This window comes from Rhodococcus sp. 06-462-5 (assembly GCF_002258315.1).
Classification (GTDB): domain Bacteria; phylum Actinomycetota; class Actinomycetes; order Mycobacteriales; family Mycobacteriaceae; genus Rhodococcoides.
Genome location: NZ_NOYD01000014.1, coordinates 190,412 through 202,860, shown reverse-complemented (window position 1 = coordinate 202,860; position 12,449 = coordinate 190,412). Strand labels below are relative to the sequence as shown.

Genomic DNA, 12,449 nt, shown 5'->3' with positions numbered 1-12,449 from the left:
TGGGTAGCCCGCGGTATGCGCAAGTCCGCTCGGGCAACCCTGGTCGTTGTGTCGTGTGGACTGTTGACGGCGTGCAGCGACATCGTGCCTTTCGCTGGTTTGGAGACAGAGTCGTATCGACCACCCACAGCGAGTACGACGCATACTCCGAACTGCATGGCCGAGAACATTTTCACCGCGCTCACCGGATCCGGGCCGTGGGACCCCGAGATCACCGCAGATGCTCCGACACCGGGGTATCCCCCGCGGTATTTCACGCCGGTCGAGGTACTGCGGTGCGAGAGAGCGTTGAGTGACGACAACGTGTTGACACTGGATTCGGTACGTCTGCGCGGGGACGTCGATGCTGCGATGGACGCGTTCGCAGTTGCCTCGGAACGCTATGCGGGGCACGTGACGGTGAGCTGTGCGTACTCGGTGGAAGCACCCGTCGGACTGTGGTTCGTCGACGGGTCTGGACGCGCATTTCGGCCGGCCTGGCCTGCTGTTCCTTGCGGACTGCAGGACGAGCCCCTGCGTGCACTGAGCGAGCTCGAAGAAGTCTCCCGAACCGTGCACCCATTGGGATACGACTACTCCACCACGTGCACAGGACCCGCTACCGGCGAGTTCTTCGACACCACAGCCGAATACGTCGACCACGCAATCGAGGCCGAGGCCAATGGAACCGCTTCGTTTCCTCCCACGCTCGTGATGCCGACTGACGACGTCGGATTTCTGCGGATCTGTACCTATCCAGTCGTCGACATTGCGTCAGCGCTGCCTGTCGAGATCGGGACGGTGCCCGGAAGCTCAGCCAACCTCGACCGGCCGAGCAGCATCGAACTGATCGTCGACCTCGCCGCCGCGCCCATTGCACAGCCTTGCTCGGCTCCGGCGACACGGTTCGCCCACGCCGACTTACGCCGCCCGGACGGGTCCGGAACCGCCCGCATCACAGTCGAATTGGACGGCTGCCGACGCATCGCGGGAATGGGATCCTTCCGAGAACTGTCGGCCGATGCATTCGAAACCCTCACTCGGGAGCGATGAATCGATCGAAAGTCGCGATTCCTGTCCACCTCGCGTTCCGCGGGCTCCTACCCTCCGATTCCCCTGTACACACCATCGGCGTCGGTGTTCTCGGAGAAGTCCTCGAAGTCCATGTTCGCGATGGACAGATTGTTCTCGATCGACGCGATCTCGGACGGAATCACTCGGAACGACTGTCCAGGTTGATGATCAGTTTCTTCGGGTCCGGTATCGACCACCACAATCGGACTCTCCGGATCGGTGATCGTCTGGCGGTCCGCTAGAAAGACGTAGTAGATGGGGCTGTCACCGATCGACGCCAGAAGGGCATCGATCGTCAAGCCGTCGTACCGCACATTGTCGATGCACGTCAGATTGGCATAGAAGTCCGACTCGTCCCAGCTTCTGGGAGCCGTGGCGGCTGCCACCAGGTCGCGCCATGCTGCGTCGTCACTGAAATCAGTTCGTATCAACAGCGATACGCCTTCTCGGTCGTCCAGGTAATCGTCCAGCGTGCGGCCGGTGCCGAGCATCGCCTCCAACTCCGACTGACGTTGCTGGTCCCTCTGCCGCACAAGCAGGTTACGAATCTCATCCACCGAGTCGTTGGGCGGTTCGGGCGTCTCGATGGATGCGACGATGCGCTCGCAGTCCTCGGGCGACATAGCAGTAAACCCGCGAATCTCGTAGGTCCAAGGCCCCCTGTCCGCCCGATACACGGCCGGCATGTTCTGTATGGCCCAATCCAACTGCGGTTCCCCGAGTTCGGTGATCCATTGGCGAAGCAGCATCTGCACGTACTGAGCTGTGACGTGCAGATCGAGTGCACCGGTGCGTACGTCACCATTTTGTGGCTGGGTCGTAATCCGCCTCGGTAACCACGTGATGACCGGTTGCGGCATGTCGGTCAGCTCACGAAGCCGAGCTTCGCGCTGCGCTTGCCCTGACGAAACCGCCTCGTCGGCCTCCTTTCTGATCGGACCGGACCACGTGAAAATAGAGGGATCGAACTCCTCGTCCAGAACAGGGTTCGCCAACTCAAACCAAGCCGAATCTCGCCTCCACGACAAGGCGATACCCAATACTGCGTCGATGACGTACGTATCTTCCTGGCCGTTGGAGGGATCATGAATCGTGACCTCCCAACCCTCACGGCCACGAACTTCCACTCGCCGAGGTGCTGTGATTGCCTCAACCGTTTCTCGGCCGGAATGCGCCTCCACGTGGGGCCACCTGGCGTAGGCAAGCAACAGCCGTCCCGGGCCTCCGCCCATGGTCGACATCATCCGCTGGGCTGACTTCTCGGAATGCACCATCACGCCGTCGTCCGCGAGGTAGTACTGGTCGGTGTCGTTTTCGACGAAAGTGACCGCACCCGTCGGGTTTTCATGTCGCCACAGCGACTTCGGCGTGTGCCACACTCTCAACGAGTAATCGCCGAGTCCGTAGATTTCCGCACGAACGGACCTGCCCATCGTGCTGTAGCTGAGTCCCCGAACCTGTGGCCACGTCATCGACATGTTCGCTAACCCTACCGCCGGTCCGGTTTCTTGTGACTGCCTCGACTTGATCTTGTCGCGACGTTTCTTCGATTGGTCATCCTCTCGGGGCTGTCGAATTCCGCACCATCCCGCTACGATGCTCGGTACATCAGACCGAACGGTCTTGAACATGGAGGATCACATGCCGTATCTCGGTCTGCTGGTGATGTTGCTGTGGGTGTTCTGTCTGATCGACGTGATCACGGCCGACGACGGTGGAGTGCGATTCCTCCCGAAGATCGTCTGGCTGCTGTTGGTGGTGTTTCTCCCGTTGGCCGGCTCGTTGGCATGGCTGTTCGCGGGACGTCCGATAGGTGGCGGAATCTGGGGAGGTTCCGGCGGCGGTAACCGGCGCGCGAGCAATTCCGCGTTTCCGGAGTACGAGACGCGGCCCGGTCGTCAGGCCGCGCAGAATCCCGACGCCGATGCGGAATTTCTTCGGCAGTGCCGAGAGCGAGCGGAGGAGCAACGTCGACTCGAGCGCGAACGTCGCAAGCGAGATCTCGGATTCTGATCAGTGTTGCTGAATCGACGGAGACTCGATGGTGCCCCATCGCGACGGCGGCAGCACGATCAGGCGCGCTTTGCCGATGATATCTGCGACGGGGACCGTGCCGCCCAGTTCGTCTGTGCGGTGAGCTCTGGAATCGGCTGAGCCGCTGCGGTTGTCACCCATCATCCAGAGATTTCCGGTGGGCACGGTCACCGGCTCGAAACAGCGTCCGGATTGGGGAGCGGTCTCGCAACTGAGCGTGTTCTCGATGAACGAGAAGTCCATGACGACGTATGGCTCGTCGAGTGGCTGACCATCCACTTCGACGCGACCTTGCGCATCGCAGCATTGCACGGTTTGGCCACCGGTTGCGATGACGCGTTTGACGAGGTCGTTCTCGTCGGGTGCAACCAGTCCAGCCCACGAACCGGCGTCTTGCAGCGCCTTCGCTATCGGGTTGGTCGACCGCGTCGAGCTGTACCCGACGTTCCACGACGGGGTCGGCGCACGGAACACCACCACATCACCCGGCTCCGGGTCATCGAAGCGAAAGGTCATCTTGTCCACGACGATCCGATCGCCCGTACATCCCGCACACCCGTGCAGCGTCGGCTCCATGGACTCGGACGGTATGAAATACACGCGGCCGACGAACGTCTGCAGAGAAACGCTCAACACCAGCGCCACGACGACGAGGACGGTGATCTCGCGGAGCCAGGACGGGACTCTGCGTCGCTGCGGATCACGTGCCGTTGCCATCCTGGCAGCCTAGAGCCCTGCCGTTGCGTAACGTACTGAGCATGTTGTTTCTGGGTCTTGCGGTAGCTGTAGTGGGAGCAGTCATGATGACCGACGCCACGCTGCGACTCGCCCGAATCAACGAAGGACATCGCCTACCGATGACGTGGGGCAGATTTGCAATCGCGTCACCGAAGGACCTCACCCGCCGACGGGTGGGAGCCCAAGCCGTCTCCGCACTCGGTGCCGCGATCGTGCTCACGTCGACGTGGGACTACCGAGCGGCGACGCCTCCCACGGTCGCCGGAGCCATGACTCTCGTTGCTGCCATTGCAATTCCAGTCATCGTCATAACCTCCGCACACAACAGACGCCTGCCGGACTCCGGTCTGCGAAATCGATGATGCCGTCGTCGGACATTGCCAGCAAGCTCCGATCACAACAGAAGGAGTGCAACCCAGATGAAGTGGTTCGTATCGGCCCGCAGCGCAGAGACTACGAGTAGCACCATCCGCACAGGCGAAGCGCCGGATTGGGCCAAGGCCGTTGCGCAGGCAATACAGACCGGTCGAGAACTGACGCACGCGGACGACGGCACGCCGCTCCAGCCCGGAAGGAACTATCGAATCGGCGACGGTGAGGTGGTGTCGAAGGACAACGGTAGCCACACCGCGAGCGAAGACGATCTGCGACGCCGCATACAACTGCAAACCGAGTACGACGCCGGAGTCGTCAACCCAGCTCCACATCAGGCCGCGTCCCCCAGTCCGGCGGACCCGGTTGTCGAACAATGGGGCCGAATTGCCCAGTGGCTCGCCGACAACCTCGCGACCGTCTCGATCGCCGGTGCCATAGACGAACAAATTCAGGACGCGATGCGCGCAACCGGCGGCCTGTGGCCCGAGGAATTGACGTCGTTCTTCCGTCTGGTCAACGGCTTTCCGCGCGAGAACTGGGTATCGATCTTTCCCATGCACGAGCTGTTCGACCTCGACCGCGCGGTCGACGAACGCCAGCTGGAGCTCGACATCTGGGGTGAGATCGACGCCGAGATGGGTGCCGAACCTCAGTTCGGTACGTCGGCTGGAGACTACGTCGGAACCTACTTGCCGGAGTTCATTCCGTTCGCAGGAGCAGATGGGTATCTGCTGTTCGTCGACGCTCGGTCGGGGCCTCTCCGTGGGTGCGTCACAGAGTTCCAGAAGGTCGATGCCGACGGCGCAGGCCCCAAGTGGCCATCGTTGAGCGCGATGTTGGCGGATTTGGCCGACGCCCTAGAGACCGGCGGATCCTTCGACGGTCGGACTCCGGCCGTCGTCGATGGCCAATTGCGTTGGCAGTAAGCAGTGGTGGCTCGACATCGATACGTACCGAGCCGATGAGAAGCGCCGGAACAGCCACCATCGGCCCTTGTCATGCGGTCTACGCATTGGCAAGGACGAATTAGTTCGTTCGTGCCTCTTGTCGAAATCCGCTCATGATGAGCCACCCTGTCGCCTGTCTACATCAGATTTAGGTCGGTTGCCCCTCCACCGGTGGAGACAGAGGCCGTCCCCCTGCATCCAGATACTCCTGGTTGACCCCGGTCAGGGCACCGACGGTCGCAGACAAACCGAACTCCTCGGACACCCAGTCCATGCGAACGACTCGAACACACAGCGCCTTGCCGATCGAATCGGGTGCAGCCAGCCGCGCTGAGCGCGGTTCAGTGCACCCGATTCGCTTCGTGGAACCGCTCCGGCGCCGTGCACGTCAAAGTGGACATGCTCGGTGAATGGCTTGCGCAGCACGACGGCGTCATCACTCGCGCGCAGGCGGCGTTCTGCGGCCTGAGCGGCGATGCTGTGGACCGTTCGGTGCGCGCGGGTGCGTGGCGAACGATTCACCGCGGGGTGTACTTCGTCGTCGACCGTCCGTTCACTGCGGACGCGCGCATTCGGTGCGCTGTGTGGGGTGCGGGACCGAACGCCGTGCTCAGCGGGGAAGCCGCGGCATTCTGGCACGGGGTGATAGCCGAGGTGCCGAGCATCATCGAGGTCACCATCCCACGCAGGGGGCGAAGCCGCGCCGAGGGATGCCGACTCCGCCGCCGCGATATCCACAGCAAGGACATCGTCGAGCGCCGCGGACTGCAGGTCACGTCTCTCGAACTCACCGTTCTCGAAGCTGCGATAGGCAAGGCGCACATCATGGATCGGGCACTTCAGCGACACACCGACCTCGGGCGATTGCGGCAAGCCCACGCGCGCAATGCCGGTCGCACCGGTGCTCCCGAAGCGAAGCGGCTACTGAAGGTCGCAGCGAATGGCGCCCGTTCCGAGGGAGAACGTCTCTTGATCGGAGAGTTCCGGGCCCGCAAGATCAGCGGCTGGGTGGTCAACTATCGATGGGGCGAATACGAACTCGACATCGCGTTCCTCGTCGAGATGGTCGCCATCGAAATCGACGGCTGGGCATTTCACTCCGATCACGATGCATTCCAACGGGATCGGACCAGGCAGAACGGCATGAGTCAGAGTTGGACGATCCTCCGCTACACCTGGGTCGACCTGACCGAAGACATGGATCGCGTGATCGTCGAAATCCTCGCTACTCTCGATCGAATCCGGTGCAGCCAGCCGCGCTGAGCGCGGTCAGCTGCACCCGATTTCATGGCCGCGGGGACCGGGGCGGACTGTGCGACCCATCGAGTCGACCTCTGATGCGCCGGATCGCCTTCCATCCCGCAGGCGTCACCGCGGTGCTGATAATCGCACCGAACATGACGCCCTGCAGCAGTGCCGACCACTGGCCGGGGCTGTCTCCGAACAGAGGCCACTTGTACAGAATTGCGAGGACCGCGAGGAACACCAGAGCACGCATACCTGCACCCTCCCACGACATCGTCAGCGCCGCGAACTATCCGGTACCGTGGAGGAAACGGGCAAAGTGGACCACACCAGGCCGGAGGCCGAGATGCAGAAGCCATTTCGCAAGTGGGTCATGACCGGGGCCCTGAGCAAGAAGTGCGGCGCAACTCGAGCCGATTACATCAATGCTCTGGCCCTCGTCCCAGCGATCGGAATCGGCTTCCTTCTGATCCACTTGGCGATCGACTCGGGCTCCACAGCACTCGATATTGCAGCAGGGTGCCTGGGCGGTGCGATCACCGGATTCCTGTATCTCTACATCGCGTATCGAGTCGATTCACGCAAGAACCGTGGGCCTACTCCTGCGCCGCCGCTGGGTGCTCGGCCCACACGGCTCTGAGATGCGCCCTGCTCCAGCGGATCAATGCGACTCTGTTGCATTCTGACCGACTGAAAGTCACATTGATCCCGATCTCAGGCGCGCTTCGAGGAATACATTCGTTCGTCTGCGATGCGTAGCAGATTGTCGGGGCTGGTGGTCGGCTCCCAGCTCCAGCCGACGCTCACTGTCACCTGGATTGCGGTGCCTGCGATGTCGTACGGTCCGGCGAGTAGGCCGACGACTCGTTCGGCCAGTCGCTCTACTCCTGCGAGTGAGCGGGCACTGCGCAGCAGGACGACGAATTCGTCTCCTCCGATGCGGCAGGCGACGTCGTCCGAGCGGACGTTGTCGAGGATGCGTCGTCCGATTCCCTGCAGCACGGTGTCGCCGACGGCATGGCCGAATCGGTCGTTGATGGACTTGAAGCCGTCGACGTCCACGAAGAGTATTCCGACGGGGCGGTCGCCTGCCGACTCCCTGAGCGAGTGCAGTTCGGCCATCAATCGTCGCCTGTTCGCCAGCCCGGTCAAGTCGTCGATCAACACTTGTCGTTCGAGATCGGCTTCGGCGGTTTTTCGCGCGGTGATGTCCTGGATCTGGGCGATGATCACGTCGCCGGCTTCGCTGTCGCGTACCAGCGTGGCGTTTCGCTGCACCCAAATGGTGGCACCGTCCTTGCGGATGTACCGCTTCTCCGACGCGATATTCGTCAGGGTTCCTTCCGCCAACGCGCGCAGGTGTTCGTCCGCGAGGGGGATGTCGTCGGGATGAGTGAGATCGCGAAACGTTTTCTGCTGCAACTCTTCTGCGGTGTATCCAAGAAGTTCGCACAGGGCCTTGTTCACCTGCAACCAGCGTCCACCCACGGTCAGAACGGCTTTGCCGATCGGGGCGTTCTCCATCGCGATCTGGAACAGCCGGATCGCTCGGTCTCGTTGCCGTTCCACTTCGGCGCGTGCGCTGATGTCGACCACGAATTCGGTGAATCCGACGACGGTATCGTCGACGATGTCGGGAACGTAGGTGGCCTGCGTGACGCGAACCGCGCCGCGCACATCGATGAGTGTGCGATCGAACTGTTGCTGTTCGCCGGCGAGCGCGGCGGTTATGTAGGGAGAGTTCAACCCGTACAAGGTCTCGCCGAAGAGTTCACCGATGTGCATGCCGACCATCCGTGACGGCTCGATGCCGAAGTAGTCGGCGTAGACATGGTTGGCGAAAACGTTCTGCTGCGAAGGATCCCAGTATCCGATCATCGCGGGCAACTGATTGATGGCCCGGAACGCACTCTCCACGAAGGCGTCGGCCATGAACCACCCCCGGATGCTCGATTGTGGTCCCGAATGTACCGAAAAATCCCAGTTCACGTGCGGTTACTCATGCAACGCGAGCACAGAGATCCACCATCCAACAGCATTATGAGTGCGCACTTGCGCACATATGTGTATGTTGAAACGATGCTGCTCGACATTCCCGCGTTCCGACGCCTCTTCACCGCGCAGGTCGTCGCATTGCTGGGCACCGGACTGTTGACGGTGGCGCTGGGGCTGCTCGCCTACGACATCGCCGGCAGTGCCGCGGGCGCCGTGCTCGGCACCGCACTCGCGATCAAGATGATCGCGTATGTGTTTGTCGCTCCGATTGTTTCGTCACTGACCACCACGCTCCCCCGCAAGCTCGTACTCGTCAGCGCCGACGCCGTCAGGGCGCTCACCGCACTGGCATTGCCCTTCGTCGATCAGGTGTGGCAGGTCTACGTGCTGATCTTCGTTCTGCAGGCGGCGTCGGCCACCTTCACTCCCACCTTCCAGGCCGTCATTCCGTCCGTGGTGCCCGACGCGCAGCAGTACACCCGCGCGTTGACGCTCTCGCGACTCGCCTACGACCTCGAATCACTGGTCAGCCCACTGATCGCCGCTGCATTGTTGACGGTCATCGGCTTCCACACGCTGTTCGTCGGCACAGCTCTGGGGTTCGTCGTCTCCGCAGTGTTGGTGGTCAATACCGAATTGCCGAGACACCTCGCGCTCGAGATCCGAAGACCGACAACAGGTATCGCGACGTTCGTCAGAAATCACGAACTTCAGGGGTTGCTCGCGCTGAACACGGTGGTCGCTGCAGCGACGGCTCTCGTGGTCGTCAACTCCGTTGTCTACGTCCGCGATCTGTTCGGAGGGTCGAGCAGCCAGCTGGCCATCGCTCTCGGCTTCTACGGTGCCGGGTCGATGGTCGCCGCACTGTTCATCCCGCGCGTCCTCAGAGCTACGACCGATCACTCCCTCATGCTCACCGGAGCCGCCGTGGCCGTGACAGGCACGGCTGCAGCAACATTGGTGTCGACCTTGCACGGAGGGTCGACCGCCTGGGTTGCGCTGGCCACGACGTGGGCGGTGCTGGGTGTCGGCACGTCGATGATCAATACGCCGTCGGCGAGGATTCTGCGTCGTGAATCCGACGAGAGCACCCGAACGTCCATCTTCACGGCGCAGTTCTCGTTGTCGCACGCGGCGTTTCTGCTCACCTATCCCATTGCGGGATGGGTCGGGGCCCGGTTCGGACTGTTCACCGCGGCGATGGTGCTCACGGGCTTGGCTACACTTGCGGCACTGACCGCAGCACGCCTGTGGAGTCGCTCCCGAATGTCGGTGGTCGCCTCCGCGTAGGGAGACGACGTTCGATGCCACCGAAGAAGGAACCGCGCATCAGTCTCGACCATGCCGTCGAACCGGACTCCGCACGCCTGGCCACGGCCAGTGACACCTTTCGGATGCTCTCCGACCCCACGCGACTGCACATCCTCTGGCTACTCGACCGAGGCCCCGCGGACGTCAGCGCATTGACCACGGCCACCGGAACGTCCCGCACCGCCGTCAGCCAGCATCTGGCCAAGCTCCGATTCACCGGACTCGTCGAGACCCGACGCGACGGCCGCAACGTCATCTACCGCCTGGCCGACGGTCACCTCGCGCGTCTCGTGCGTGAGGGCCTCAACTTCGCCGACCACAAGGTCACCGGCGAGCCCCCGCACGAATAACCCTGCACCACAACAAGAAAGCACCCGATGAAACGTCTGGCCGTGATTGCAGCCGCCATTCTCACCGCGACTGCACTGTCGATCGCCCCGGCAGCTGCGCATGCAACTCTGCAGTCCAGCAACCCTGCCGAGAACTCCGTGCTCGACGCCGCCCCGGACGAGGTGACCCTGACGTTCAATCAGTCGGTGCAGTCGAACTTCGCCACCGTCACCGTCGTCGGAGCCGACGGAACCCAATGGGCAGCATCGGATCCCGTCGTCGACGGCAGCACGGTGACCGTGGATCTGGACGGGCTCGGTGCGGCGGGCGAGTACAACATCGGCTACCGAGTGGTCTCCGCCGACGGGCATCCGATCACCGGCAGCATTCCGTTCCAACTCACCCAGCCGTCCCCGACGTCGGCAGCACCCACAGCGCCGGCGACAACCGAAACAACCCCAACCGCCGTGGAAGAGACCGCCAGCGGATTCCCACTCTGGCCTATCGGGGCAGCGGTGGCCGTAGTCGGTGCAGCCGGTGTTCTGTTCGCACTTCGTAAACGCAGCAACTGACGTCTACATCCGATGGGGACGTGAGAGCATGCAGCATGAGTGACGGTGGCCCACGCCCGAAGTCCGATGGCCGGAAGCGGCGTTGGGAACAGCACAACACCGATCGTCGACGTCATATCATCGATGCCGCCATGACGGTTCTGGCGCGCGATATCGCTCCCGGTGAGCGGCTCACCACCGCTCAGATTTCCGCGGAGGCCGGGGTACATCGCACCGGGCTGTACCGGCATTTTCGTGATCGCACCGACTTGGACACGGCTATTCAGCGGGCCATCTGCTCGGAGTTGACGGCCACATTGGTCTCATCGTTCGCGTTGACCGGCACTCCTCGCGACGTGGTGCATCGCATGGTGAGCACCTATGTCCGCTGGGTGGCCGAGCATCCCGCGTGGACGCGGTTCGTCGAGCAGGACGTCAGTGCCGAGTCGCCCACGCCCCTCGAGGAGACCAACGCTCTGCTGGCAGAGCAGTTGGAAGTGAGCGTCGCCGCGTTCCTGTCGCTGGTCCACGCAGACCTGACCACCGACGACTGGTCGCTGGTGCGGCCGTGGGTGGCGGGCCTCGTCTCCGGTTGCATGGGTGCGGTGCGCAGTTGGAGCGGGCAGACCGAACATCGCACCGGTCTCGATCATTTCGCGACGTTCCTGGCCGACACCATCTGGCTGCAGGTCAAGGGCCTGGGGGCATCCCGCGGGATCGCAATCCCGCAGGTGCCCCTCGAAAGCGTCATCGACGAGCCTCAGCCGAACGACGGCTCACTGCGGTAGCGCGAGGGGCGTCCGTCGATACCGAGGGCGCGCCAGAGGCGTCGGGACACGCGGTTCATCAGTCCGAGCTCACCCGCCAGCATTCGGACGTCACCGAATGTGTCGCGCAACGCCTTTCGTGACGGTTCGCTGTTCCACCACACGGCGTCGACAACCTCGTCGGGGATGTCGAGGTCGCGTCGCATCTGCTTGCTCGGCTTCATGATCACATCGCACAGCAATCGCATGATGATGGGCGTCAGGATCGAGATCGACGCCTTCTCGAAGGGGCCGAGCCGCGGGGCCTTGTGCTCGAGATACTGATGCGCGAAGCCGATGTGTCGCGCTTCCTCGGCGATGTGAATCTGCATCACGCGCTGGACCAAGGGGTGTCCGACGCTACCGGCACGCAGGACGCCCTTCTGCATGTGATCGATCGGCTCTTCACCCGCGAGGACGCCGACGAAGAATCCGAACGGTGCCGATCGAGCGGCGAACACCGTGAGCACAGGTACGACCTTGCGGAACCACGCGGGCCCACCCGGCACGTCGATGCCGATGCGGTTCACCAGCTCCTGGAACATCTGGGTGTGGTGGCACTCTTCGGTTGCTTCGTGCGTCGAGTACCGGAATTCGGGTGAATCGTTGGGCAGCGTGAGGGCGTACTGCATGAGTCCGCTGATGAGGATCTGCTCGAACTGCAGGCCGACCTTGACCATGCTGGCCTGGCGATACATCCCGATGTGAATCTGCCGGTCCAGGGGAAGCGACTTGTACCAGTCGGTGTGGCCGAGCGGGTCCGCGTCCGGGAGCACCCAGCGTGGATCGTTGGGAACGATCGCGTATTCGGGCTCGTCCCAGGGGATGTCGAGGAAGGCGTCGAAGTGCTGATGCACCGATGCCGTCGACAGTGCATGCAGCCTGTCTCGGTAGAGCGTTCGTGCGTCGTCGACTGCAGTCATGGTGGTCCTTCCGCCTGCGTCCGAACAATGTGTACGCAACACAGCGTCACACATAAAACGGGTTGGTGCAACGCTCCGTCGCAGATACATGAGAAATGTTCTTCGAAACGACGAAACCGGCCGACCGCAGTGCGGTCGACC

The 12,449-nt window shown here is 62.6% G+C and carries 16 protein-coding genes; 10 read left to right on the top strand and 6 right to left on the bottom strand.

Translation table 11 applies throughout. The features are described from left to right. The first annotated feature begins 156 nt into the window (after positions 1 to 156). A complete protein-coding gene (locus CH251_RS10705) occupies positions 157 to 1,032 on the top strand; it encodes a hypothetical protein (RefSeq protein WP_256978958.1) in 876 nt (291 codons plus the stop codon). A 47-nt stretch (positions 1,033 to 1,079) separates the two neighbouring features. Here the strand turns inward: CH251_RS10705 and CH251_RS10700 are convergent, their stop codons facing one another. After that, on the bottom strand, positions 1,080 to 2,525 hold the full coding sequence (locus CH251_RS10700; RefSeq protein ID WP_143537829.1) for a hypothetical protein: 1,446 nt from the start codon (positions 2,523 to 2,525) through the stop codon (positions 1,080 to 1,082). Between the two features lie 169 nt (positions 2,526 to 2,694). Between CH251_RS10700 and CH251_RS10695 the strand changes: the two genes are divergently transcribed. Beyond that, positions 2,695 to 3,066: a PLD nuclease N-terminal domain-containing protein gene (locus CH251_RS10695; protein WP_094613338.1), complete on the top strand. Its 372-nt coding sequence runs from the start codon at positions 2,695 to 2,697 to the stop codon at positions 3,064 to 3,066. Here CH251_RS10695 and lepB read toward each other — a convergent pair whose 3' ends face one another. Continuing rightward, positions 3,067 to 3,804, bottom strand: a complete 738-nt coding sequence (gene lepB, locus CH251_RS10690) for a signal peptidase I (RefSeq protein WP_094613188.1) — start codon at positions 3,802 to 3,804, stop codon at positions 3,067 to 3,069. Between the two features lie 41 nt (positions 3,805 to 3,845). On the opposite strand from lepB, the gene CH251_RS10685 reads away from it, so the two are divergent. Both CH251_RS10685 and CH251_RS10680 read left to right on the top strand, forming a co-directional pair. Beyond that, positions 3,846 to 4,187 carry a hypothetical protein gene (locus CH251_RS10685; protein WP_143537828.1) on the top strand — a complete coding sequence of 114 codons (342 nt, stop codon included), beginning with the start codon at positions 3,846 to 3,848 and terminating at the stop codon, positions 4,185 to 4,187. A 57-nt stretch (positions 4,188 to 4,244) separates the two neighbouring features. Next, positions 4,245 to 5,126 carry a hypothetical protein gene (locus CH251_RS10680; protein ID WP_094613184.1) on the top strand — a complete coding sequence of 294 codons (882 nt, stop codon included), beginning with the start codon at positions 4,245 to 4,247 and terminating at the stop codon, positions 5,124 to 5,126. Between the two features lie 169 nt (positions 5,127 to 5,295). On the opposite strand, the gene CH251_RS27835 is transcribed toward CH251_RS10680, so the two are convergent. Beyond that, positions 5,296 to 5,421, bottom strand: coding sequence for a hypothetical protein (locus CH251_RS27835; protein ID WP_256978957.1), 126 nt, complete (start codon positions 5,419 to 5,421; stop codon positions 5,296 to 5,298). Positions 5,422 to 5,528: 107 nt separating this feature from the next. Here CH251_RS27835 and CH251_RS10675 point away from each other — a divergent pair, with 107 nt between their 5' ends. Then, positions 5,529 to 6,410: a type IV toxin-antitoxin system AbiEi family antitoxin domain-containing protein gene (locus CH251_RS10675; protein ID WP_306436820.1), complete on the top strand. Its 882-nt coding sequence runs from the start codon at positions 5,529 to 5,531 to the stop codon at positions 6,408 to 6,410. A 22-nt stretch (positions 6,411 to 6,432) separates the two neighbouring features. On the opposite strand, the gene CH251_RS10670 is transcribed toward CH251_RS10675, so the two are convergent. Continuing rightward, on the bottom strand, positions 6,433 to 6,645 hold the full coding sequence (locus CH251_RS10670; RefSeq protein WP_143537827.1) for a hypothetical protein: 213 nt from the start codon (positions 6,643 to 6,645) through the stop codon (positions 6,433 to 6,435). Between the two features lie 93 nt (positions 6,646 to 6,738). Between CH251_RS10670 and CH251_RS10665 the strand changes: the two genes are divergently transcribed. Next, positions 6,739 to 7,032, top strand: coding sequence for a hypothetical protein (locus tag CH251_RS10665; RefSeq protein ID WP_143537826.1), 294 nt, complete (start codon positions 6,739 to 6,741; stop codon positions 7,030 to 7,032). A 74-nt stretch (positions 7,033 to 7,106) separates the two neighbouring features. On the opposite strand, the gene CH251_RS10660 is transcribed toward CH251_RS10665, so the two are convergent. Next, complete coding sequence (locus CH251_RS10660) at positions 7,107 to 8,324, bottom strand: GGDEF domain-containing protein (protein WP_094613178.1); 1,218 nt, start codon at positions 8,322 to 8,324, stop codon at positions 7,107 to 7,109. Positions 8,325 to 8,471: 147 nt separating this feature from the next. Here CH251_RS10660 and CH251_RS10655 point away from each other — a divergent pair, with 147 nt between their 5' ends. From CH251_RS10655 to CH251_RS10640, 4 genes are read left to right on the top strand one after another with little or no spacing between them, the layout of a single operon-like run. After that, positions 8,472 to 9,677, top strand: a complete 1,206-nt coding sequence (locus CH251_RS10655) for an MFS transporter (protein ID WP_094613176.1) — start codon at positions 8,472 to 8,474, stop codon at positions 9,675 to 9,677. Positions 9,678 to 9,691: 14 nt separating this feature from the next. After that, positions 9,692 to 10,048, top strand: coding sequence for a metalloregulator ArsR/SmtB family transcription factor (locus tag CH251_RS10650; protein ID WP_032396178.1), 357 nt, complete (start codon positions 9,692 to 9,694; stop codon positions 10,046 to 10,048). Positions 10,049 to 10,075: 27 nt separating this feature from the next. Further along, positions 10,076 to 10,600 (top strand): copper resistance CopC family protein, encoded by a 525-nt coding sequence (locus CH251_RS10645; protein ID WP_094613174.1) that lies wholly within the window; start codon positions 10,076 to 10,078, stop codon positions 10,598 to 10,600. Positions 10,601 to 10,635: 35 nt separating this feature from the next. Further along, on the top strand, positions 10,636 to 11,367 hold the full coding sequence (locus CH251_RS10640) for a TetR/AcrR family transcriptional regulator (protein WP_094613173.1): 732 nt from the start codon (positions 10,636 to 10,638) through the stop codon (positions 11,365 to 11,367). Here the strand turns inward: CH251_RS10640 and CH251_RS10635 are convergent. Further along, the gene (locus tag CH251_RS10635; RefSeq protein WP_094613172.1) at positions 11,340 to 12,308 is read right to left on the bottom strand and encodes a diiron oxygenase; all 969 of its coding nucleotides are present in this window, start codon (positions 12,306 to 12,308) and stop codon (positions 11,340 to 11,342) included. The two genes, CH251_RS10640 and CH251_RS10635, sit on opposite strands and share 28 nt — an antisense overlap. Positions 12,309 to 12,449: the final 141 nt, after the last annotated feature.